At 71.7% G+C, this 22,026-nt stretch carries 18 protein-coding genes; 4 read left to right on the forward strand and 14 right to left on the reverse strand.

What is annotated here, in order from left to right; genetic code table 11:
* Nucleotides 1-19: 19 nt before the first annotated feature.
* Nucleotides 20-517, reverse strand: a complete 498-nt coding sequence (locus ACFWZ2_RS16530) for a DUF402 domain-containing protein (protein WP_384546118.1) — start codon at nt 515-517, stop codon at nt 20-22.
* The gene (locus ACFWZ2_RS16535; protein WP_384546120.1) at nt 498-1,427 is read right to left on the reverse strand and encodes a GNAT family N-acetyltransferase; all 930 of its coding nucleotides are present in this window, start codon (nt 1,425-1,427) and stop codon (nt 498-500) included. Before ACFWZ2_RS16535 ends, ACFWZ2_RS16530 begins: the two co-directional genes overlap by 20 nt.
* 88 nt (nt 1,428-1,515) lie before the next feature.
* Between ACFWZ2_RS16535 and ACFWZ2_RS16540 the strand changes: the two genes are divergently transcribed.
* Nucleotides 1,516-1,896, forward strand: a complete 381-nt coding sequence (locus ACFWZ2_RS16540) for a GntR family transcriptional regulator (protein WP_384546122.1) — start codon at nt 1,516-1,518, stop codon at nt 1,894-1,896.
* A gap of 96 nt (nt 1,897-1,992) precedes the next feature.
* Here the strand turns inward: ACFWZ2_RS16540 and ACFWZ2_RS16545 are convergent, their stop codons facing one another.
* Nucleotides 1,993-3,087 carry a DUF5925 domain-containing protein gene (locus tag ACFWZ2_RS16545; protein ID WP_384546124.1) on the reverse strand — a complete coding sequence of 365 codons (1,095 nt, stop codon included), beginning with the start codon at nt 3,085-3,087 and terminating at the stop codon, nt 1,993-1,995.
* 140 nt (nt 3,088-3,227) lie between these two features.
* On the opposite strand from ACFWZ2_RS16545, the gene ACFWZ2_RS16550 reads away from it, so the two are divergent.
* Nucleotides 3,228-4,652: a xylan 1,4-beta-xylosidase gene (locus tag ACFWZ2_RS16550; protein WP_384546126.1), complete on the forward strand. Its 1,425-nt coding sequence runs from the start codon at nt 3,228-3,230 to the stop codon at nt 4,650-4,652.
* Nucleotides 4,653-4,704: 52 nt separating this feature from the next.
* Here the strand turns inward: ACFWZ2_RS16550 and ACFWZ2_RS16555 are convergent, their stop codons facing one another.
* From ACFWZ2_RS16555 to ACFWZ2_RS16580, 6 genes are all read right to left on the reverse strand, one after another.
* Entirely contained in the window at nt 4,705-8,607 is a 3,903-nt protein-coding gene (locus ACFWZ2_RS16555; protein WP_384546128.1) for a lipopolysaccharide biosynthesis protein, read from the reverse strand.
* On the reverse strand, nt 8,600-9,403 hold the full coding sequence (locus ACFWZ2_RS16560) for a polysaccharide deacetylase family protein (protein WP_384546130.1): 804 nt from the start codon (nt 9,401-9,403) through the stop codon (nt 8,600-8,602). The genes ACFWZ2_RS16555 and ACFWZ2_RS16560 overlap by 8 nt, the downstream gene beginning before the upstream one ends.
* Nucleotides 9,400-10,401: a glycosyltransferase family 2 protein gene (locus ACFWZ2_RS16565; RefSeq protein ID WP_384546131.1), complete on the reverse strand. Its 1,002-nt coding sequence runs from the start codon at nt 10,399-10,401 to the stop codon at nt 9,400-9,402. Before ACFWZ2_RS16565 ends, ACFWZ2_RS16560 begins: the two co-directional genes overlap by 4 nt.
* Entirely contained in the window at nt 10,398-11,225 is an 828-nt protein-coding gene (locus tag ACFWZ2_RS16570) for a glycosyltransferase family 2 protein (protein ID WP_384546133.1), read from the reverse strand. Before ACFWZ2_RS16570 ends, ACFWZ2_RS16565 begins: the two co-directional genes overlap by 4 nt.
* A gap of 363 nt (nt 11,226-11,588) precedes the next feature.
* Nucleotides 11,589-12,689, reverse strand: a complete 1,101-nt coding sequence (locus ACFWZ2_RS16575) for a GNAT family N-acetyltransferase (protein ID WP_384546135.1) — start codon at nt 12,687-12,689, stop codon at nt 11,589-11,591.
* A 1-nt stretch (nt 12,690) separates the two neighbouring features.
* Entirely contained in the window at nt 12,691-13,116 is a 426-nt protein-coding gene (locus ACFWZ2_RS16580) for a hypothetical protein (RefSeq protein WP_384546137.1), read from the reverse strand.
* A gap of 234 nt (nt 13,117-13,350) precedes the next feature.
* On the opposite strand from ACFWZ2_RS16580, the gene ACFWZ2_RS16585 reads away from it, so the two are divergent.
* Entirely contained in the window at nt 13,351-14,172 is an 822-nt protein-coding gene (locus ACFWZ2_RS16585; RefSeq protein WP_384546139.1) for an SGNH/GDSL hydrolase family protein, read from the forward strand.
* Here ACFWZ2_RS16585 and ACFWZ2_RS16590 read toward each other — a convergent pair.
* Genes ACFWZ2_RS16590 through ACFWZ2_RS16605 form a run of 4 tightly spaced genes read right to left on the reverse strand, consistent with a single transcriptional unit; the run spans nt 14,156 to nt 20,272 of the window.
* The gene (locus ACFWZ2_RS16590) at nt 14,156-15,871 is read right to left on the reverse strand and encodes a serine/threonine-protein kinase (protein ID WP_384546141.1); all 1,716 of its coding nucleotides are present in this window, start codon (nt 15,869-15,871) and stop codon (nt 14,156-14,158) included. The genes ACFWZ2_RS16585 and ACFWZ2_RS16590 overlap by 17 nt on opposite strands.
* 31 nt (nt 15,872-15,902) lie before the next feature.
* Nucleotides 15,903-17,411, reverse strand: a complete 1,509-nt coding sequence (locus ACFWZ2_RS16595) for a nickel transporter (protein ID WP_384546143.1) — start codon at nt 17,409-17,411, stop codon at nt 15,903-15,905.
* 3 nt (nt 17,412-17,414) lie between these two features.
* Complete coding sequence (locus tag ACFWZ2_RS16600) at nt 17,415-18,737, reverse strand: tetratricopeptide repeat protein (protein WP_384546145.1); 1,323 nt, start codon at nt 18,735-18,737, stop codon at nt 17,415-17,417.
* Nucleotides 18,734-20,272 (reverse strand): DUF4331 domain-containing protein, encoded by a 1,539-nt coding sequence (locus ACFWZ2_RS16605; protein WP_384546146.1) that lies wholly within the window; start codon nt 20,270-20,272, stop codon nt 18,734-18,736. Before ACFWZ2_RS16605 ends, ACFWZ2_RS16600 begins: the two co-directional genes overlap by 4 nt.
* A 493-nt stretch (nt 20,273-20,765) precedes the next feature.
* Here ACFWZ2_RS16605 and ACFWZ2_RS16610 point away from each other — a divergent pair, with 493 nt between their 5' ends.
* A complete protein-coding gene (locus tag ACFWZ2_RS16610; protein ID WP_079044039.1) occupies nt 20,766-21,038 on the forward strand; it encodes a hypothetical protein in 273 nt (90 codons plus the stop codon).
* 179 nt (nt 21,039-21,217) lie between these two features.
* Here ACFWZ2_RS16610 and ACFWZ2_RS16615 read toward each other — a convergent pair whose 3' ends face one another.
* Nucleotides 21,218-22,000, reverse strand: coding sequence for an ABC transporter permease (locus tag ACFWZ2_RS16615; RefSeq protein ID WP_384546148.1), 783 nt, complete (start codon nt 21,998-22,000; stop codon nt 21,218-21,220).
* Between the last annotated feature and the right edge of the window lie 26 nt (nt 22,001-22,026).

A 22,026-nucleotide genomic window follows, 5' to 3' on the forward strand; every position in this document is an offset into this window, starting at 1 on the left:
CCGTACGGCGTACGGCAGTTCAGAGCAGCGTGCCGAGACCCTCGCCGCGGGCGAGCGACTCCAGCGCGTCCAGGGCCCGTACGGCAGCGGTCGCCGCGGCGGGGTCCTTGTCGGTCAGACCGCTGGCCGCGAACTCGTCCTCGTCCAGGCGCAGGACCGTGCCGGAGTCCGCGGAGACCCACAGGTCCAGGTCCAGGTCCTCGACCGTGAGGAGGGGCCCGGTGCGGACGGCGGGGCGGGTGATGTCGCAGTACCAGCCCTTGAGCGTGCCGTCGGCGGCGTACACCTCCTTGACCGCGTACCAGCGGTCGCGCCAGTAGTGCTCGGTGAACACGTCACCGGGCTCGAAGCGCACGAAGCCGAAGTCCCTGACGTGCGGGGCCGCCCAGGGGGCCCGCACGGCGACCTTCGTGCCGTCGTCGTGGAGGAGTTCAGCCGGGTAGCGGATCTTCGTGCGGCCCGCCTTGACGAGGGCCACCTCCACGGTGGCGGGCGCTTCAGCCGAGGTCCCTGACATGCCGCACCTCCGTCCCGCAGATCTCGTAGCCGAACCACTTGTTGATCGCCAGCATCGGGGCGTTGCCCGTGTCGTTGCCGGTGAACGCCTCCGTGCAGCCTGCCGCGCGGGCCCGGTGCAGGGAGTCGTTCTTGGCGAGCTTGGCGAGCCCCCTGCCCCGGTGGGCCCGCGCCGTGCCGGTCATGCCGGACGAGTAGCGGCCCGCGCCGTCCGTGCGGGCCAGGCTGAACGCCGCGGGGCGCCCGTCCACCAGGGCCACCGTGGTGAGCTCCTGGCTGACCAGCGGGTGGTGCCAGGTCTCGGCGAGCCAGTGCCTGTAGTCCGTGAACTCCGCGGCCACGTCGCTCGGTTCGTCCGCGACCGTCTCCGCGTCGAGGTCGAACAGGGGCCGCGCGTCGTCCGTGTACACCGACCCCGCGACCAGCTCCACCCCGGCGGGCGGCTCTTGGCGGGGCGGCAGCGCGCCGTTCACCAGGTCGAGGCGGAGGAAGTGCGCGGAGCGGCTCGCGCGGTAGCCGCGGCGGGCGGCGAAGGCCAGGTTCGCGGGCTCGTCCATCACCCACGAGTAGACGGTGGTCGCGCCCTCGCCCGCCAGATACTCCTCGGCCGTGCGCAGCAGGAGCGTTCCCGCGCCCTCGCCGAGCCGGTCCGGGTGCACGTAGACGTTGGCGAAGCCCTGGCCGGGCTCCGGGCTGTCGTACGCAAGGCCCACCTGCGCCGTGCCGATGATCTCGCCGTCGGCCTCGGCGATCAACTGCCGGTATCCGGAGTCCGGATGGGCGTGCGCGCGGTCGAAGGCGACCGAGGCGGGGGTGGCGAGCATCGCGGGTACGCAGGCCCTGCGCACGGCGGCGAATCCCGCGGCGTCCCCCGGAAGCTCGGGGCTGAGGGCTCGGACGATCACTGTCATGAGGCCGCACGGTACGCGCGGGACGCGCCGGGGTGCCTCCCATTTTCGAATGGCCCCTCGCACCGGGACCGTGCGGGACAATCGTCGCGTGACTTTGAAGATCGACATCGACGCGGGCGCGAGCGAAGCGCCGTACGAGCAGGTGCGGGCCCAGATCGCCGGGCAGGCCAGGTCGGGGGCGCTGCCGGTCGGCTACAAGCTGCCCACGGTGCGGGGCCTCGCGGAGTCGCTCGGGCTCGCGGCCAACACGGTGGCCAAGGCGTACCGGGCACTTGAGGCCGACGGGGTCATCGAGACCCGGGGACGCAACGGGACGTTCGTCGCCGCCGCGGGGGATTCTGCTGCTCGGGTCGCCTCTGCCGAGGCGCAGGCCTTCGCCGAGCGGGCTCGGCGGCTCGGGCTCTCCGAGGCTGACGCGCTCGCCGCCGTGCGGGATGCACTGCGTGCGGCTTACGGGAGCTCTGGCTGAGCGCTCCGCTCGATGTGCCGCGTCATGCCGTTGGGCACCTGCGGGCGCGTGGTGGCTGGTCGCGCAGTTCCCCGCGCCCCTTCGGGGCGCGGAGCGCTACAGGTACAGCCCCGCGTCCGCGCCCTCCCGCTGCTCGGGGACCGACGTCGGGGCCGTGCCGCGGCGCAGGGCGAAGAGTTCGGCGAGGGTGGCGCCCTCGCGCGAGACGCCGTCCTCCGTGCCGAGCCACTCCACCGCCTCGGGGCGGGTCAGCGGGCCGACCTCGATGCGGGCCAGACAGCGGCCGGGCCGGACGACCGCGGGGTGCAGGCGCTCCAGGTCCTCGTTCGTGGTGACGCCGACCAGGACGTTGCGCCCCTGGCCCAGGAGGCCGTCCGTGAGGTTGAGCAGGCGCGAGAGCGCCTGACCCGCCGTGTGCTTGGCCTCGCCGCGGATCAGCTCGTCGCAGTCCTCCAGGAGCAGCAGCCGCCAGCGGCCCTTCGCCGTGCCGTCGTCCTCGCCGATCGCGATGTCCATGAGATAGCCGACGTCGCTGAACAGCCGCTCCGGGTCCAGGACGCAGTCCACCTGGCACCAGTCGCGCCAGGACCGCGCGAGCGTGCGCAGCGCCGACGTCTTGCCGGTGCCGGGCGGGCCGTGCAGGAGCAGGAGCCGGCCCGAGATGTCCTCGGGCGTGGTCTTCATCAGCTTGTCCATGGCGTCGGCGACCGGCGCCGTGTAGTTGGGCCGCACCTCGTCCCAGGTCCCGGCCGAGATCTGCCGCGTCGTGCGGTGCGGGCCGCGCCGGGGGGAGACGTACCAGAAGCCCATGGTCACGTTCTCCGGCTGGGGTTCGGGATCGTCCTGGGCGCCGTCGGTGGCCTGCTTCAGGACCTTCTCGGCGAGCTCGGCGGTGGTCGCCGTCACCGTGACGTCCGCGCCGCGGTTCCAGCGGGAGATGAGCAGCGTCCAGCCGTCGCCCTCGGCGAGCGTCGCACTGCGGTCGTCGTCGCGCGCGGCCCGCAGCACCGTCGCGCCGGGCGGCAGGAGCGTGGAACCGGACTTCACGCGGTCGATGTTGGCGCTGTGCGAGAAGGGCTGCTCGCCCGTCGCGAAGCGGCCGAGGAACAGGGCGTCCACGACATCCGACGGAGAGTCGCTGTCGTCGACGTTGAGCCGGATCGGCAGGGTGTCCTGAGGGTTCGCAGACATGCCGCCATGATCCGGCACTCATGCGCCCTCGTGCATCCGGTTTCCGTAGTGCGTCCCTTGTGTCCCGGTCCGGGCGTCGTTACACACCTGTCGACCGGAACCTGTCCTACCGGCAACTTGCCCCGATATTCTTGCTCCTGATGGGACGTCATGGGTGGGACTCGGGGGCACGACGGTGGCGACTCACCGCGCTGCTCGGCGTGGGCATGGCCGCACTGGCCCTGGTGATCACACTGATCAATACGCTGCCCGGCGACGAGGGCAGCACGCGCGGCACCACCGCCGACGGCGACAAGGTGCACGGCACCCCCGCGGTCCCGCCGGACGAGGCGAAGTCCGAGGTGGGCTGGGGCTTCACCCACACCCAGTACAGCGCGGACGAGGGCAACGCGGCCGCCACGGAGCGCGTCCGCGCCGAACTCGCCCGCCAGGGCCGGTCCGTCCCGCAGATCCAGCACATCATGGGCTGGGGCGCGGGCAATCCGGAACCGGTGAAGGGCCGCTTCGACTTCTCCGCGATGGACCGCAGGATGGACTTCATCCGGGCGAGTGACGGCACGCCCGTCGTCACGCTGTGCTGCGCACCCGACTGGATGAAGGGCGGCGAGTCCGGCACGGACAACACCGACTGGAGCCAGCAGTCCCTGGAGACCGCCCCGGACCGCGCGCACTACAAGGACTTCGCGAAGCTCGCGGCGACGGTCGCCAAGCGCTACCCCGACGTACGCCACTTCATCGTCTGGAACGAGTTCAAGGGCTTCTGGAACGACGAGAAGGCCCGCTGGGACTACGAGGGGTACACCGAGCTCTACAACCTCGTCTACAAGGAGCTCAAGAAGGTCAACAAGGACATCATGGTCGGCGGCCCCTACCTCGTGATGGACAGCCTCGACCCCCGCCAGACCCAGGGCACTTCGGCGAAGGTCAAGGGTGAGTGGGGGCGCATGGACCAGCGGCCCCTCGACGCCTTCGACTACTGGAACAAGAACAAGGCGGGCGCGGACTTCGTCGTCGTCGACGGCTCCAGCTACACCGAGGACGACGAGATGCTCCCCGACGAGTTCAAGGCCACCGACAAGTTCACGGCCGTCAGCAAGTGGGTGCGGGCGCGGACCGGCGGCCTGCCGCTGTGGTGGGCCGAGTACTACGTGGAGCCCGCCGACCGCAACGACGACCGCGACGACTGGTCCGAGACGCACCGCGTCGCCGTGCAGGCGTCGGGCCTGATGGCGATGGCCCGCGGCGGCGCCACCAGCGGCTTCTACTGGAACCCGCAGAAGCGCGGCGAGAAGTGCGCGGGCTGCCTGTGGACCGCCACACAACTGGACGACGGCGGCGGTGAGTTGCCCATGGCCGAGCTGATCGACCGGTTCGGCAAGGAGTTCGGTCCCGGCACGACGTACGAGAAGGTCTCCGTCGCCGCCGACGACCGGCCGAACGTCCGCGTCATCGCCGACGACAAGGTGGCGCTCGTGGTGAACACCCTCGACCGGCCGATCAGCGCGAAGATCGACGGGAAGCGGTTCGAGATGCAGGGATACGAGGTGAAGTGGCTCAAGCGGTAGACCGCACCGGCCACTTCACCGCCCGAAGGCCCGCTCACGCCATAAGCCCCGCTCACGCCATCGTCACGAACCGCTGGATCAGTGCCGCGAGCAGCACCGCGAGCAGGGGCAGCGAGAACCAGAAGCTGCTCTGCAGCCGGCGCTGCTGCCGCACGCTCGGCGCCGCGGCGACCCGCACCACCTCGCGCGCCGTCAGAAGCAGCACGAGCGCGACGGCGGCGAGCGCCCCCACCACCGACCACGGCGTCCAGGTCACCTGGGGCCCGATCGGCCCGGGAGCGGCCTTCGGGGCCTTCCCCTCCGGCTGTTCACGCAGCGTGTAGAGGGTCGCGTCGTCGTTGACGAGGACCTTCTTCAGCTCCTGGCGGTTGTCGAGATTGCGGATGAGCCGGGGCTCCCAGCTGGTCGCGTAGCCCGCGTCCAGCTGGAGGTAGACCGTCTGGCTGCGGTTGACCATCAGATACGAGTTGGGGCCCGCGTCCCTGAGCGCCTTCACCAGGCCCGACACCAGGACGGGATCGGCGGGCGCGAGCGTGGGCACGTACTCGACCTTCTCCATGTCGCGGGTGCCCCACGGCATCGCGGGCGTCACGTTGTTGACCGTGTCGTTGCTCATCCAGAGCAGCCGCACCGTCGGGTCGTCGTGCTCGTACACGTACTCCATGGCCGCGACCTCGCCCTGTCTGATGCGCTCGAAGGGCTCGTTGCCCCAGCGGGCCACCAGGAAGCCGCCCATCAGGACGAGCCCGGCCATCAGCGCGGCGAGCGGCGCGAGGCTCACCCGGTCCTTGTCCCGCTCCTCCGCGGTGATGCCCGCGCGCGGGAACAGCGCGAGGCCCGCGAGCAGCGCCGCGCCGGGCAGCGCGAACATGAAGACGCGCAGGGCCATCTCGCCGCCGTACGACTGCATGCCGAAGCCCAGGAACGGCACGAAGGCGAGGATGAGGAGCGAGCGTTCGCTGTACTTGTAGAAGCGCCGCCGCCACCAGCCCCAGCAGGCGAAGGCGAGGACGCCGCCGGCCATCGCCACGCGCGCGTACAGCACGAGCCGGTGCGTCGAACTGCCGCCCTCGATGCGTCCCGAGACGGACGAGGACACATTGCCGCCGACGCCGCCGACCCCGCCGAACAGTTCGTCGAAGTGCCCCGACCAGTACGGCTCGGCCAGGAAGCCCAGCCACACGGCGACAAGCACCGCGAACAGGATGGGCAGTCCGCGCAGTTCGGAGCGGCCGAACAGGACAAGGGCGGCCAGGACGCCGAGCATCACGAACGGCGTGAGCTGGTGCGCGGGGACCGTCGCGGCGAACAGCACGACGAGGACGAGGAGCAGCACCGCGCGCTCCCTGCGGCCCGTCGGCTCGACCTCGCACTCGCCGGGGCGCCGCTTGGCCCACAGCACGCGCGGCGCCCTGAACCAGACCAGGAGCACCGCGACGAAGACGATGTAGAGCAGATACGTGAAGCCCTGCGGGGAGAAGTAGTCCTGGCCGACCCAGCCGCTCAGGACGAAGATCCACAGTCCGGCCCACTTGGCGCGCCAGGACGCCCGCATGGAGCGCACGAGCAGGAGCATCGGGGCCAGATAGAGCAGTTGCATGGCCAGCGGCCACCAGCGGATCACCTCGGTCATGTCCGAGACGCCGCACGCCTCGGCGACGAAGGTGGCCGCGGCGAAGAAGCCCGGCCAGCTCCAGCGCGCGTCCAGGTCGGGCACCGCCGAGCCGGTCCTGTCGATGTACTCCATGAAGCCCAGGTGCTGCCAGGCGGTGGCGAACCGCGGCTCGTTCTCGATGACCGCGGGCAGCGCGTGCAGCGAGACGACCGTGGCGAGCAGGGTGGCCAGGAGCAGGCCCTTGATCGGCCGGTCCATCCAGAGCAGCGCGGCGAACACGACGATCAGGAGCGCGGCACCGATCAGGGTCGGCGCGGGCAGGATGGAGATCAGACCGAGGCCGCCCATGCGGTCCAGGTCCTGCTCGCCGAGGCCGAACACCGGCAGCCAGTACAGGAGCAGCGCGGCGGCAAGGAGCAGCGCCATGACGAGGATGCGACGGCGCGGGGTCCTCGTGGGGGCGGCGGGCTCTTCGGGGAGCGGTTCTTGGGGGAGTGCTTCTTCGGGCGGCGGGCCCGCGGGGAGCGGGCTCTCGGACGGCGGCGCGGGGACGTCGGGGGGCGCGCCCACGGCCGACGCCTGCGGGGTATCCGGTTCCTTCGCCGGTTCCTTCGCCGGTTCCTTCGGCGGAGCCGACTTCACCGAGGAGGACGGCCCTGGAACGGGGCTTCTGAGTGCCCATGTGGGCCGGTGGTCCATGGCGTCCCCCTCGCTCGTCACCGAGGGTGTACCCGCGGCGGGCGTTCCCGGCCCCGGCCGCATGTCCGGCCTGCGCTCCTGATGTTCGAAGTCGAGCTGTACGGCGAGGTGCAGGGTGTCCGAGTCGAGGGACTCGCGCAGCGCCCACGCGGGTCCGTGCCGCTCCCTGGCCCGGGCGGTGGCCCCGGCGGCCTCCGCCCGCACCTGCTCCAAGGGCGCCTCCGGCGTCCCCAGGTCGGCCAGGTCCCCGTCCGGAGCCGTGTCCTCGGCGGAGCGTGCCGAGGGAGCCGACCGTGCCACGCGGTACAGCTTCGGCGCCGCGATCGCCACGATCACGGAGAGGCTGCATATTTCCGCGACGCCCGCGCCCGTCAGGCCCATGCGCGGCAGCAGGATCAGCGTGAGGCCGAGGACGAGGAGGCACAACAGGCCCTGCAGCCAGGCGATTCCGGAGGTCTTGCTCTGGGCGCGCTGCACCGCGAAGTACGTCTCCATGACGACCCTGAGGAGCGCGCCCACCGCGAACCAGCGCAGCAGCGGAGTGGCGGCGTCCGCGTACCCCTGGCCGAACATGCTCAGTACGAAGGGGGCCGCGAGGAAGAGGATCCCGCACACCGGCAGCATGATCATCGCCATCCGGCGCAGCGCCGAGCGGGTGTTGGCCGCGAGCAGCGCCGGGTCGTGCGCGCCCTCGACGGTGAGCGAGGCGCCCATGTTGATGGCGAGGAGGTTGACGGTGCCGCCGATGGTGGTGGCGATGTAGAAGTACGCGTTGTCGACCGAGCTGACCTGAGAGGCGACGATCACCGGGACGAGATAGACCACGGCGAGCGAGAAGAGCGAGCCGGTGTAGTCGCCGGCGAGGAAGCGGCCGATCTCGCGCAGCGTCGGCGGATGCGCCTTGCCGTCGGTGGCCTTCACATGGCGGGGCACCAAACGCCGGAAGACCAGCCAGCCGAGCGGGATCACCGACACCAGGATCGAGGCCACCCAGGAGACGAAGACGCCCGCGGTGGGGATCGCGGCGGCCATCGCGATGAGCAGTCCGAGCTTGGCGACGGAGAAGACGGTGTTGCCGACGGGCACCCACAGCGCGCTGCGCAGCCCGGTCAGGACGCCGTCCTGGAGGGTCAGGACCGACCAGAAGACGACGGCGAGGATGAAGCCGATGCCGTGGACGGGGCCGTGCAGGAAGCGGTACGAGGGGCCCCAGAGGTTGAGCGTGAGCAGGAAGACCACCGCGGCGAGCGCCACGGCCGCCGAACTTCCCGCGTACGTACGGAAGATGAGCCGCCCCGTCGCGCGGCCCGCGACGGGGATGAAGCGCACGAGGGCGCCCGTGAGCGTCAGGGCGGTGAGGCCCGCGAGGAGCTTCATGGCCGCGATCGCCGCCGAGCCCTGGCCGACCGCCGACTCCGAGTAGTACCGGGCGGCGGCCAGCCAGAAGCCGACGCCGAGCACGCCGGAGATACCGGTGTTGAGCATCAGCGCGTAGGCGTTGCGGAACAGCGGGCTGCCGCCGCCGTCGCCTCTCCCGGGCAGGCGCATTCTGCGGGGCCTGCCGGACTTGCCGGACGGCTGCCGCGCCCCGGTGTGCGCGGACCCGGCGACGTCGGCCTGGGCGGTGCTCGTGTCAGACACGGGAACGAATGGCCTTCCGGCGGATCTGTCGGGCTCTGCGGACCATGGCGTACCCCTTGGTCAGGGCACGGTCCCTGGCGAAGTTACGCCCTATGGCGCGGCCTTCCACGAGACGCTCGAACTCCTCGTCCCCGGTGGAGCGGCGCACGGTGACGCGCCGCAGCGCGTAGGGGCCCTGGGCGCGCCGGGCCAGGGAGTTGCCGACGGCGAGCGACTGGGCGAAGCCCGTCTCGCGCACGTGTTCGCGCACCCGGCGGCTGGAGTAGCCGTACGGGTACGCGAGGGAGCGGGGCCGGGTGCCCAGCTCGGCGGTGATGATGTCCCGGCAGGACCGCAGCTCGAACCCGAGTCTGTCGTCGGGGAGTTGGTCGAGTTCGGGGTGCGTGTGGCTGTGTCCGCCGATCTCCGTGCCCGCGGCGGCGAGTTCACGCACCTGGTCCCAGTCGAGCATGCGGTCGAGGCCGCCCCCGGTGTCGTACTCCCCGCGGAGCCAGCCCGTGGCGACGAACATGGTGGAGGCGAAGCCGTGCTTGGTGAGCACGGGCAGCGCGTACCGGTGCACGCCCTCATAGCCGTCGTCGAAGGTGATCAGTATCGGGTGGTCGGGCAGGGTCCGGCCCGACGAGCGCCAGACGGCGGCCAGTTGATCGGTGGTGAGCGGGGTGAAGCCCCGCTCGCCGATCATCTCCATCTGGCGCGCGAACGCCTCGGGCGACACCGAAAGGTCGTGCGTCGCCTCGTTCGGGACGCAGGAGATCGCGTGGTACATCAGTATCGGCACGGGTCCTGTGCTCATGCCGGAGCCCCCTCGCCGCCCGTGCCTTCCCCGATCTCCACGACGGAGAACGTGGTGCCTCCCCTGCGCGCACGGACGCTTCCCACTACGTACCCCCCGGCCGCGGCGAACACTCCCGCCACGATGGCGCCCGCCCGGCCGGCGCCGCCCGGCCTGCCGAGCGCGGCGTCCCGCAGACCGCGGGCGATCCCGGCGGGCAGCACCCGGGTGGTGTAGCGCCGCTCGGACTCAAGTCCCTTGTCGGAACCGACACTTCGGGACACGAGGGCCTTCGAGAGGCCCTCGGCGTACGACCTCGTACGGAAGTAGTGGAACCGCTCCCGCGCCACGGGCACCCGGTGGTGGATCACCGCGCGGTCGTCCATGAGCAGGATCGCGTCCGGTCTGGCCCGGCCCAGGCGGATGCAGAACTCCGTCTCCTCGCAGCCGAGCGGCCGCTTGCCGCCGTCCCTGCCGATGCCGGTGGCGAAGCCGCCCGCCACATCGAAGGCGGAGCGGCGGAACGCGGCGTTCCCGCCGAGGACGTTGCGCACCCGCACACGGCCCCGGGGGTGCCCCTTGTAGAGGCAGCCGACCACCCAGTCGAACTCCTCGGGGAACCAGACGGGGCGGCGCCCTGACTCCCAGGCGGGCATGGTGCGGCCGCCGACGGCGAGGACCCGCGGGTCCTCGAACCCCTCGGCGAAGTGGCGCAGCCAGTCCCGCTCGGCGACGGCGTCGTCGTCGAGGAAGGCGATGATCTCGCCGCGGGCCGCGGCGATCCCGGTGTTGCGTCCGGCCGACAGACCGCGGGGGCCCGCGTTCGCGAGCACCCGCACCTCGCCGGTCTCCTTGTACTCCTTGGTCAGGCGGTCCAGGAGCGAGGGGTTGTGGTCGACCACGAGAAGGGTTTCCAGGGCCGTCAGTGACTGGGCGCGCACCGAGGAGACCGCCGCGAGGATGTCCTCCCAGCGGTCCTCGGTGTACACGCAGACGACAGCGGATATCGCTGCGCTCAAGACGCCTCTCCCTGGCCCGAACGGAAGGGGAGTCTGCGTGAACGCGCCTGCTGCCTGCGGCGGTTGGAGCGTTCGGCGAGGATCACCTTCAGCACGCGGATGCCGTCCCTGACGGCGCGCAGATTGCTGGCGCCGTGGATCCGCAGGTACTCGTGGCTGGGGATCTCCTGGACCTTGAGGCCGGCCTTGACGACCCGGATGTTCATCAGGGTCTCGACCTCGAAGCCGGTGCAGTCGAGCTCGATCTTGTCCAGGCAGTGCCGCCAGAAGGCGTTGTAGCCGTAGCACAAGTCGGTGTAGCGGGCGCCGAACTTGGCGTTCACGACGGAGCACAGGACGTGGTTGCCGAGCTTGCGGATGGGGGTCATGTCGTCCGTGCCGCCGCCGTTGGCGAACCGGGAGCCCTTGGCGAAGTCCGCGCCCGAGACCAGGGCGGAGACATAGGAGACGATCTCGCTGCCGTCGGCCGAGCCGTCGGCGTCGACCATCACGATGATGTCGCCCGTGCACGCGGCGAAGCCGGTGATCAGGGCGTCGCCCTTGCCCTTGCCGAGCTGGCTGACGACCTTGACGCCGGGCCACAGCTCGCGGGCGACGGCCACGGTGTCGTCGGTGGAATTGCCGTCCACGAGGACGACCTCGTGGATCCAGTCGGGAAGGGTCTTGAAGACGTAGGGAAGATTCTCCGCCTCGTTCATGGCCGGTATCACCACGCTGACCGGCGGCGTGATCGCCAAGTGGGTGGAGATCGGGCGGTAGTCCCTGGAGATCTTGTTTAACGGGTCTTCCTGTCCGGCGTCCGCCGGGCGCAGATAAGAACTCATGAGTCTGTTGGTCCCTCTCGTCCGGTGGACCGCCCGCCCCCGGGCGGTCCGGCAATTGATCCGGTTCGAAAGGGGGGTTCTCACTTACGCATGACGAAATCGATCTCCGTGCATGCCGAGTGAGCTGGCATTGCGCGGGACGTGACCCGGCTGAAGAGCGATCACCGGGCACGGCACCCCCCTACCGCGCCCCGCACGGGAACCGTCGCGACCTTGAGCCCTCCCCTAGATCGCATTGCATGACGGTCCGTATGCGGGTGGATGTACGACGGTATTGACGATTGAGACTGTATGGCAAGACCTGGAACGTGGCCTCACGTTTTTGATGATTTGGGCAATCTATGCGGTCACATTCGGACTGCCTTATTCGCGGCCCAATGATCGAATTTTGCCCATCCTCTTCAGCAATTTGTCGGCCGGTGCAAAGAGTTCCGGCCTCGACACCACGGTGTTGCGCAGTGCGCGCAGCGGGGCGCGGCGGGCCCTGTGTCCGAATGCCACCGGGTGGCGCAGCGCCACCCACCCCTCGGACACGGCGAGTTCGCGCGTCTTGAGGGAGTCCTTGTAGGCCTTCTGGCCACGGCCGAGATCGAGATGCGCGATGCCGTCGGCGGCGGCGGCCTCGGCCATGCGCAGATGCAGTCCGAGGCCGGGCGAATATTTCGCGTACGACGGGTCATACGCGGGAAACCAGTTGACGATGATGCGTTCGGTGCGCAAACCGAAGTGCGCGGCGACGGGCACGTCCGCGGCGTAGAGCACGGACAGGATCCCGGCGAACGAGTCGGATCTGGTGTGGAAGAGGCGGCGCACCAGCTGGGTGATCCAGGGGTGCGCGAAGCGGTCGCTGCGGCCCGTCCTGCGGTACTGCGCGGACTTCCAGCGCATCAGGGTGGTCAGGACCTCGGGGTCGCGCTCGTCGTGCACGTAGCGCACCGTGCCGTGGTCCCGGACGAGTCTTCGCTGTTTGGTGAGCGTCCGCCGGATGAACTTCGCGTGGTTCTCGTGCAGTTGGGCGAGGTAGGCCTCGTACCCCTGATCGAGGTCGATGACCGGGGAGGGGAAGGTGCCGGAGGCGCCCGCCCCGAACGGCTCCTGGCCGCTCGTCAGGTGGTCGAATTCCCAGACCGCGAGCCCGCAGGCCCGCAGCAGCTCCCGGGCGTCCCACGTGAAGCCGGGCCGGTGCACCAGGCCCTGGCAGTCGGAGAGGCCCAGGCCGATGGCCCGGCCGACGCCGGTGATGGTTCTCTGGAACGGGAAGAACGCCACCGGCTCGCCGTCCTCGCGCACCACGGCGATGTGCACCCCGCGCCGCGCCTGGCCCATCGCGAGTGCGAACTCCGGGGAGAGGAAGGGGTTGGCGAGCTCGGGGGATCCGTTGAGGTGCGCCTTGGACTGGAGGGCGGTCCACGCGAGCCGGTCGGCCGCGGTGAGTTCGCCCGGTCGGTGCACGGTGATGTTCACGTCAGGGGGACCGCCTTCTCGCCGTACGGCGGCGCGAGCGCCGTATCAGTACCAGCAGGAGGGTGAGCGAGCTGAGCACGGTGACGGCGGCGACCCCGCCGCGCACCGACCACATGTGCAGCGCGAGCATGGCCTGCGCCACGAGCAGGTTGACCGCGATCGCACCCGATGCGGAAGCCACGATCCGGCCCCATGGCGTGAGCCCCCGCAGCGCGGCCCCGATGGCCGCGGCGGGCGCGGCGAGCAGGAAGAAGAGCGTGAAGGGGCCGCGCAGCGGCGAGTCGAGGTCGATCAGCGCGAGCGTCGCGCCGACGCCGCCCACGGCGACCGCCACCCCTGTGAGCAGCGACAGCAGGTCATTTCCGGTGCCCTGCCCGGCCTGTCGCGCGGTGTCTGATGCCGGTGCCTTGATCCTGATGGTCTGCATTGGTGACTTTGCCCCCTGAAGCACCGGATGCCGGGCTTCAATGTCGCGCAGTCCCGGGCGGCCCGTCAAGATGCGGAGGGAGTGTGGAGATGTTCCTGTCAGGGGCCCTGTTCTGCGGATGAACTCCGCCTACGGGAAAGGGACTTGTTGACGAATTCATTGACATGCCCACTACCTGTTACCGGTGGTGCGTGCTATCACTGACGAGGCAGAAATCCTGCTAAGGGAGGTTCCATGAGATTGTCCCGAATCACGGCATACATGTCCTCGCTCCTCCTCGCCGTCGCCTTCGCCCTCACCGGGGCCGCAGCGGCTCAAGCGGACCAGTCGACCGACCAACGGGCCGCCGCCACCGGCTATGTGGCCCTCGGCGACTCCTACGCGTCGGGTGTCGGCGCCGGCAGTTACGACAGCGCGAGCGGCAACTGCAAGCGCAGCAAGGTCGCCTACCCCGTGCTGTGGGCGGCGGCCAACTCACCCGCCAGCTTCGACTTCACGGCCTGCACCGGCGCCCGTACGGGTGACGTCCTGGCCAACCAGCTCGGCCCGCTCGGCTCCGGCACGGGACTCGTGTCGATCTCGGTCGGCGGCAACGACGCGGGCTTCTCCGACGTCATGACGACCTGTGTGCTCCAGTCCGAGGCCAACTGCCTGGCACGGATCAACGAAGCACGTGCCTTCGTCGACTCGACGCTGCCCGGCAACCTCGACAAGGTCTACTCGGCGATCGACGCCAAGGCCCCCGCCGCCCACGTCGTGGTCCTCGGCTACCCCCGCTTCTACAAGCTCAACGGCACCTGCGCCGCCGGTCTCTCGGAGAAGGAGCGGTCCGCCATCAACGACGCGGCCGACTACCTGAACGCGGCCACCGCCAAGCGCGCCGCCGACCACGGCTTCACGTTCGCCGACGTCACGCCCGCCTTCACAGGACACGAGATCTGCTCGGGCAGCCCCTGGCTGCACAGCGTGGAATGGCTCAACCCCAGCGAGTCCTACCACCCCACGGCCCCCGGACACTCGGGCGCCTACCTCCCGGTGTTCACCGCGGCTGCCTGATCCCGCCCGGCTGCCCGTACGCACCCGGCTCATAGGAGGAGGCCCCGTCGGTCGGGGTCTCCTTCTCGCAGGTGACCGAGTACGCCACGGAGTTGGACGAGACGCTCACCGGGCTGCGCACCTCGACGCTGATCGAGTTCTCGTACGTCCCGCCCTCCTCGTCGTACGCCGTCTCGGTGTGGTTGACCTGCCGCGTCTTCCCGGTCCCCGAGGAGAAGGACAGCGTCTTCCAGCCCGGCTCGCCCGGCTCGCCCGACGCCGTGACCCAGCGGTACTCGACGGCGACCGGGACCCGTCCGACCGTGAACGTCGCGGTGAACGTGGGCGCTTGACCCGCGGCGGGCGGACAGGGCCCCTCGTACTGGGTGTTGACTCCGGAGACGTGCACCTTCACGGACTGCGCGGGCGTGGAGGTCCCTCCGTTGCCTCCGCTGCCCCCGGTGGTTCCGCCTCCGCCGTTCCCGCCGTTGTTCCCGCTCCCGCCGCCGGTCGAGCCGCCTCCGCCCGTGGAGCCGTTCGACCCGCCGCCGTTCCCGCCGTTCCCACTGCCGCCCCCGGTCTTGCCGCCGGACGTGCCCCCGCCGCTGTCGGCGCCGCCCGCACTGCCGCCGTTGCCCCCGCCGTCGTCGCGGTTCATCAGGGCGTACGTCAGTCCGCCGAGCGCGAGGGCGAGCGCGACGAGGCCCGCCACGAGGACGACGACCGTACGGCGGGAGCGCTGCGGCTCCGTCACCGCGGTGTCGGACGTGGCGGTCGGCGCGGGCTGGTACGAGACGACGGGCGGCGGTACCGAGGGCGTCGGCGTGGACGGCTCGCGTTCGGCCGTGACAGTCGGCGCGTACGGGACCGAGGTCTCGGTGCGCGGGGCGGCGCCCGACGCCACGAGCCGCAGATCGCGCTCGGCGTCCTCGGCGGACATCCGCTCGTCCGGGTCCTTGCGCAGCAGCCCCTCGATGACCGGCGTCAGCGGTCCCGCGTCGCGGGCGGGCGGCAGCTCCTCGTCCACGACCGCGCGCAGCGTGCTCAGCGGGGTGTCCTGGCGGAACGGCGAACTGCCCTCCACGGCGGCGTAGAGCAGCACGCCGAGCGACCACAGATCGGACGCGGGGCCCGGCCGCTGCCCCAACGCCCGCTCCGGGGCGAGGAATTCGGGCGAACCGACGACCTCACCCGTCATCGTCAGCGCGGAGCTGCCCTCCACCATGGCGATGCCGAAGTCGGTCAGGACGACGCGGCCGTCATTGGCGATCAGTACGTTGCCGGGCTTCACGTCGCGGTGCAGCACCCCCGCGTCGTGCGCGGCACGCAGCGCCGCGAGGACCTCCGTGCCGATGTGCGCGGCGCGCTGCGGGGGCATGGGGCCCTCGGCGTCGAGCACGTCGGACAGGGAGAGGCCCCGCACGATCTCCATCACGATCCACGGGCGCCCGCTCTCGTTCGCCACGTCGTAGACGGTGACCACATTGCGGTGCGGGATGCGGGCGGCGGCCCATGCCTCCCGCTCCAGGCGTGCGTACAGCCGCTCGATCTCACCGGCGGGCAGCCCGGCGGGCGCGCGCACCTCCTTGACGGCCACCTCGCGCCCGAGCACCTCGTCCCTGGCTCTCCAGACGGTGCCCATGCCGCCCTCGCCCAGCGGGGTCAGGAGGCGGTAACGCCCCGCGATCACGCGCTCTGCCTCGCTCACGGGCGCCCCCATTCGCAGCGGTGCGATTCAGCCCAAAGGTAGCTCAACCGAGCGCCGTTGCCGCCCCCTTGAACACCAATCCGCAGCCGAGGACGAACACCATGCAGGCCGAGCCGAGCGGCAGGAAACGAGCCGAGAGCCGCCGCAGCCCCGCGGGCACCGCACCGCCGAGCCGCCCGCCCGCGAAGGCGCCCGCGCGCACCACGAGGAACCCGGCCGCCGTCAGCGTCGCGGCGAGCCCCACGCCGTACGCCACCACGAGCAGCAGCCCGAACCAGGCCGCACCGAGCGCGGCGGCGCCGACGAGGACGACGACGGCGGAGGGACTGGGCACGAGCCCACCGGCGAAGCCGAGGAAGAGGGCGCCCCGGATGCTGGTGGCGCGGCGGGGTTCGCGGGGGTGACCGGAGGCGTGGGGGTGGGCGTGGCCGTGGGGGTGCGGATGGTCGTGGGTGTGCGGGTGGTCGTGGTGGTGCGTGTGTCCGGCCGCGCTCCGGTGCCTGCGCCGCCACGCCCTTCGTACGAGGAGCACGCCCGCGCCCGCGACGAGCAGCCCGCTGGTCACGCCGAGCCAGGCGACGACCGAGGGCGCCGCGGCCGAACCCCCGCTCACCAGGAGCCCCAGGGCGAGGACGCCCAGCGTGTGAGTGACCGTCACCGATGCGGCGAGGGGCAGCACGTCACGGGCGGACGCACGGCCCCGGGCGGCCGCGGTGGCGGCCATCAGCGTCTTGCCGTGCCCGGGCGCGAGGGCGTGCAGGGCGCCGAGGAGCACGGCCGTGCCGAGGGCGAGCGCGGCGAACCCCGGGGTGAGCTGATGCCTGCCGACGAGTCCGGTGAGCGCCCGCGTCCACCGGTCGGCGCCGCGGGGCAGCACGGAGGCGGCCTGCTCGGGGTCGGCCTCCTTGCCGATGGCGGGGCCGCCGGGGACGATCCGCAGCGTGGCGGACACGGTGGCGGGCGGGTCGGACTGAAGTCGCTTCGGATAGCTGGTGAGCCGCTGAGAAGGGGAGTCCTCGGGTACGTCGGAGCGGGCGAGGGTCATCCGGTCGCCGCGGGCGGTGATCTCCCGCCAGCCCGTGGAGTCGCTCGCGCCGCCACGGAAGCGGACCTCGACCGCGGTGTCCTTCGGCAGGGGAGCGGTCAGCGCGCACTCCACGCGCAGGGTGTCGAGCCCCGCCTGCCCCGGCCTGACCCGCACGCGGGCGTCCCGGACCCGCAGCGCCACCCGCCGCCCCGCCACACTGAGGCGCGCGTCCCCGGCGGCCGCACGGCACCGCTCCTTCGCCCAACGCCCCTGTCCCACCGCGCGGATCCGCGGCCTGGCCTGCGTCGCCGGGATCTCGGCGAGGTCCTCGACATGCTCGACCCGCAGCCGCCCCGGCGCGGCGACGATGCCGTCGTACCGGCTGACGGTGAAGTTCCCCAAGGGATGAGCCAGCGCCTCACCCCCGCCGATGCCCGCGAGCACGAGAACGAGGCCCGCGACGAGCCCCCACGGCCCCCACCGCCTGCCCCGCCTTCCCGCACCCCGCACCGTCCCGAACCTCATGGCTCAACCCCCCATTTCCCGTGCCGCGTCCCGTGCGTCGGCCGCCCCCAGCGGCGAGAACCCGGGATTCAGGCGCAGGGCCGCCCGCAGCGACCCGCGGGCCGCGGCCGTGTCGCCCGTGGCCCGCTCCACCACTCCCCGGTGGTAGAGGAAGGACGCCTCGCGGAAGCCGGTGGCCGTGGCGCGGCGCGTATAGGGCAGGGCCTCCTCGTCCCGGCCGTTGACGTGGAGCGCCCAGCCGAGGGCGTCGGCCGTGTGGACCGTCTGACGGCGTGCCCATTCGGCCCGGGCCGCCTTCAGGGCCGCCGCCTTGTCGCCGTGGTCCGCCGCGGCGAGGGCCGTGTCCAGGTCGGCGTTGACACCGTGCGCACGGGCGAGCGCGGTCCAGGCGTCCACGAGGCGGTACTGGTCCCGGGCCGGGCCCCGCTCGCCGCGTGCCTCGTAGAGTTCGCCGAGGGCAAGGACCGGGCCCGGCAGCGGCTGACGGGCCACGACCTCGCGGAGGTCGCTGATCGCCGCCGCCGTATCGCCGCGCCCTGCCCGGGCCCTGGCCCGGCACTCCAGCGCGGGCAGATACGCGGCGTCCGCCCGCAGCGCGGTTCCGCAGTGCCGCGCGGCGGTCGCGTACTCGCCCTGGCGCCAGGCCAGTTGGCCAAGGGCGGTCGCCACATACGCCACGTCGCCGGGTGCCGTGGCACCGGCGAGCGCCCGGTCCAGGACCCGCCGGGCCTCCTTGACGTCGCCGCGCAGCTCTCGTACGTACGCGTACCGCGTGAACACCGGCACCCCGGGCCGCCGGGCATCGGCCGTGTCGACGGCGCTGGCCGCGGCGGCGTAGCGGCCGAGCTCGACGAGGGCGTCCACGCGGGACGCCAGGGCCCGTTCGTTGTACGGGTTCTCGGCGAGGGCGGCCGACGCGTGCCGCAGCGCTCCGTGGAAGTCGTGCCGGGCGGCGGCCACCGCCGCGCGGCCCGCGAGGGCGGCGTCGTTGCCGGGGCGCAGCTTCAGGGAGCGGTCGAGGGCGCGGTCGGCCCCGTCGTAGAGCGCCGGGTCGCCGCGCGTGCGGGCCTGTTCCACGAGGGCCGTGCCGAGCGTGGCCCAGGAGGTGAAGTCCTTGGGCTGGGCGCGGAGATGGGCCCGCAGGGCGCTCACGCCCCGGTCCAGGTCGCCGCCGCCGAGCCAGGGGGCCGGCACGGCGGGCCCGGCGGCGACGGGCGGCCGTTCGGCCCCGTCGCCGCCGCCGAGCACGACGGCACCACCGGTGAGGGCGAGCGCCAGGGCCACCACGACCCCGGTGGTGCGCGCCGTGTCACGTGCCGTGCTCAAGTGGTCCGCCGCCTGCGCCACCACAGGAGCCCGAGCCCCAGCAGGAGCACGCCCGCGGCGCCCGCGCCCGCCGAGCCGATCAGCACCGCGTCGCTGGTGCCGCCGGACGAGGACGACTTCTCGACGGCCCCGCCGACGAGCGCGTCGCGCGCGGAGCTGCCGGAGGCGTCGCCCTTGCCCTTGCCCGCCAGCGGTCCCCGCGACCCGGCCGTGGGCAGCGCCAGGTAGGGGAAGGTCCCGCTGAACGCCTGGTCGTTGGCGTTCACCGCGTCGCCCAGGTCGTTCTTGTTGCCGACCAGTTCACCGGCGACGGCCTGCAGTTCGATGTCGACGACGTCGTCGGTGAGCCGCCGTCCGTTGGGGAACCCGGAGTTGTCGCCGTCCAGGACGCCGAGCCGCTTCGGGTCGGCGGCGGGCTTGACGGAGGTGTTGAGGCGCAGCTGCTCCGACGGCCGCACACCGGCCGGCTGGTTGAGGCCCTTCACACCGGTGAAGAAGACGGAGACCAGGTCCTTGCGCGGCTCGTCGGCCGCCTTGATCCCGTAGATCTTCTCCAGGAGCTTCGCCAGCTCGGGACGCTGCACGTACTTGAGGAAGTCGGCGTCCTTCCACGGCGCCGATGCGTTGAACTTGTCCTTGTCGCGCAGCGGCACGACCACCTCGTTGACCAGCGGGCTGCCGAGCCGCGAGACCTGCGTCCAGTCGCCCTTGGCGTTCTTGCGCTGGGTCGTCGACCAGACGCCGACGGTGGGCTGCTTCGCGGACTGGCGGATGTCGGCGCTGGGCACCTGAAGGGCGACGGTGTTCACGTTGTAGCCCTTGAGCGTGTCCCTGCCGACCTCCGAGAGGTCGCCGCCGTACAGCAGGTCGAAGACCCGCAGGTCGAGGAAGAAGGGGTCGTCGGCCTGCCCGACGTAGGAGGTGCCGCCGCCCGAGACCTGCCGCACGGCCTGGTCGCGCAGCTTCTTGTAGTCGGGCATCGACGCCTTGCCGACGTTCGACGGCGCGACCGGCAGGTCGTCGGCGATCTTCTTGGTGGAGACGACCTTCTGGTCGTCGAGCTTGAGCAGATCGATGTCGTACGTCTGCGTGATGTTGAGGTCGGGGTCGTCGAGGCTGGTCACCTGGTCCGTGTTGGAGAGGAAGGTGTCCTTGTTCTTGGTCTGGGTGTCGAAGGTCCACCGGTAGATCAGGTCGCCCTGCGCGTCGCCGTCGCTGTCGATGTGGATGTCGTACTGGGCGTCCTCGGGGAACAGGTAGAAGTTGGGCCCGCCGGCGGGTTCCTCGAAGGGGATCCAGTTCGCCACGAGCGTCGTGGTGTCCGGCTTGTCGGGGCTGACGAACGCGTACACGTCCGTGTTGTCGTACTGGGGCTGCCCCGAGATCAGCGGGGCCTCCCGGTGGCTTGAGGCATCCGCGGCCCCCGGTTGCAGTGCGCTCACCCCGGCGGCCGTGAGCCCCCCGGCGGCCAGCGCACCGCAGACGAGGGTGGCGAGCCCGCGGCGCCCCGTCCCGGTCCTGGCGATTGCTGTCATCGCGTCCGTCCTTGTGTACCTGTGCGGTGGTGCTGCGCGCGACCACCCGCGCCCGGTGCGCGGGGGCCGCCTGACACAGGCCATTCGGGGCGGCGGACCGGGCGGATTGGGGGCGCGCGGCAGGCACCGGCCTCCTGTCGTCCGCTCCGTGCGACAGGTGTACGGGCCGGGTACGACGGACGCGGCAGACGCCGCTCCTGGATCGGGCGCACGTGAGATAGGCCACGTCGGCGCCGCGGCCCCGGGACCTGGGGGATTGCGCGCCCGCCCGCCGTGCCCGCCCGGGCCGCCGCAAGGACGGGGCGGCGGCCTCGGCCGGACCGGGCGTCAGGAGGGATGTCCAACTCGCCCTGGAATCAGTTGTATTCGGAGAGTAATCGTCAACCTCCTTGTGGGGGAGGTGAATCCTGCGACCGGGATACACGCGTGTCATGACGGGGCGATAGGGTTAACCTGCCCTGGGCCGGGTGCCCTCGTACGGGTGGGGAGTGACATGGAACAGATAACGGTGCGCAGCAGGGCGCGTGTCCCTGCGATCACCTGTGGGAGCAGCGCGACCAGCTCGCGTCTCGACCGCCATCTCTCGGTGCTGGGCGGTCCCGCCGTCCCGCAGCGCGAGTCGCACGAGGCGACGCTGCTGATGCGTGAGCTCACCTCACGTGACGCCGCGCACGCCCGCAGCAGCAGGGGTGCCCGAGTGAGGCGTGTCTCGCTCTTCGCGCCGCTGCGGAGGCTGCGGCGCTCGCTGTTCGGAGGGCGTCGCTGATCTCTGGTGGTTGGGAGTACTGAACCGTCGCTTCGCGGCGGATTTACTCCCACCCTCCCGTACACCACTGCGTGCCGCACGGTTGGTCGCCCCACCCGTCCCGTAACACCCTTGTCATGCGCCCCTGTTGACGTCGCAGTGCCCCACGACGCTCCCCCCGGCCCTCGACCGCGCCCGGCTCACCGCCCGCCGCGCGCGTAGCGGCGGACGGCGAGCGGCACGCAGAGCGCGAGCAGGACCACGGACCAGACGAGCGACCCCGCCACCGGGTGCGCGACCGGCCAGGCGGCGTCCGTCGGCACCGGAGCGTTGCCGAACAGGTCGCGGACCGCCGTGGCGACCGCGCTGATCGGATTCCACTCGGCGACGGTCCGCAGCCAGCCGGGCAGGCCGTCGGTCGGGATGTAGGCGTTCGACAGGAGCGGCAGCATGAAGGTCGCGCTGCCCAGCTGTCCCGCCGCCTCCTCGCTCTGCGAGGCGAGCCCGAGCAGGATCCCGATCCAGGTGGTGGCGAACCGGAAGAGCAACAACAGGCCGAAGGCCCCGGTCGCTTCCAGCGCGCCGCCCTCGATCCGCCACCCCATCGCGAGCCCGACGAGCATCAGCGGCACGAGCCCCACGGCGGTCGTCACGAGGTCGGCGACGGCCTGCCCGAGCGGCACGGCGGTCCGGCTCATCGGCAGCGTCCGCAGCCGGTCCATCACCCCGCGGTGGGAGTCCTGGGCCGCCGCGAACATCCCGGTCATGATGCCGTTGGCGGCGGTCGCCACGAGCATGCCGGGCACGAGATACGCGCGGTAGTCGGAGCCCGGCATCGCGAGCGCGCTGCCGAAGACATAGCCGAAGAAGAGCAGAAAGACGATCGGCATCGTCTGGGTCATGACCAGGATCGCCGGGGCATGCCTGGCACGCTGCAGCTGCCGACCGAACATGGCCGCGCTGTCATGAACGACATCACTCATGGATCAGCCTTCCGGGGAGGGGAGTT

The sequence above is a fragment of the Streptomyces sp. NPDC059002 genome, from assembly GCF_042740435.1.
Taxonomy (GTDB): Bacteria; Actinomycetota; Actinomycetes; order Streptomycetales; family Streptomycetaceae; genus Streptomyces.

Bases quoted from the DNA above. Each gene is read 5' to 3' on its own strand.
- ACFWZ2_RS16530 (WP_384546118.1), bottom strand. From the start codon at position 517: ATGTCAGGGACCTCGGCTGAAGCGCCCGCCACCGTGGAGGTGGCCCTC.
- ACFWZ2_RS16535 (WP_384546120.1), bottom strand. From the start codon at position 1,427: ATGACAGTGATCGTCCGAGCCCTCAGCCCCGAGCTTCCGGGGGACGCC.
- ACFWZ2_RS16545 (WP_384546124.1), bottom strand. From the start codon at position 3,087: ATGTCTGCGAACCCTCAGGACACCCTGCCGATCCGGCTCAACGTCGAC.
- ACFWZ2_RS16550 (WP_384546126.1), top strand. From the start codon at position 3,228: ATGGGACGTCATGGGTGGGACTCGGGGGCACGACGGTGGCGACTCACC.
- ACFWZ2_RS16560 (WP_384546130.1), bottom strand. From the start codon at position 9,403: ATGAGCACAGGACCCGTGCCGATACTGATGTACCACGCGATCTCCTGC.
- ACFWZ2_RS16570 (WP_384546133.1), bottom strand. From the start codon at position 11,225: ATGAGTTCTTATCTGCGCCCGGCGGACGCCGGACAGGAAGACCCGTTA.
- ACFWZ2_RS16580 (WP_384546137.1), bottom strand. From the start codon at position 13,116: ATGCAGACCATCAGGATCAAGGCACCGGCATCAGACACCGCGCGACAG.
- ACFWZ2_RS16585 (WP_384546139.1), top strand. From the start codon at position 13,351: ATGAGATTGTCCCGAATCACGGCATACATGTCCTCGCTCCTCCTCGCC.
- ACFWZ2_RS16590 (WP_384546141.1), bottom strand. From the start codon at position 15,871: ATGGGGGCGCCCGTGAGCGAGGCAGAGCGCGTGATCGCGGGGCGTTAC.
- ACFWZ2_RS16595 (WP_384546143.1), bottom strand. From the start codon at position 17,411: ATGAGGTTCGGGACGGTGCGGGGTGCGGGAAGGCGGGGCAGGCGGTGG.
- ACFWZ2_RS16605 (WP_384546146.1), bottom strand. From the start codon at position 20,272: ATGACAGCAATCGCCAGGACCGGGACGGGGCGCCGCGGGCTCGCCACC.
- ACFWZ2_RS16610 (WP_079044039.1), top strand. From the start codon at position 20,766: ATGGAACAGATAACGGTGCGCAGCAGGGCGCGTGTCCCTGCGATCACC.
- ACFWZ2_RS16615 (WP_384546148.1), bottom strand. From the start codon at position 22,000: ATGAGTGATGTCGTTCATGACAGCGCGGCCATGTTCGGTCGGCAGCTG.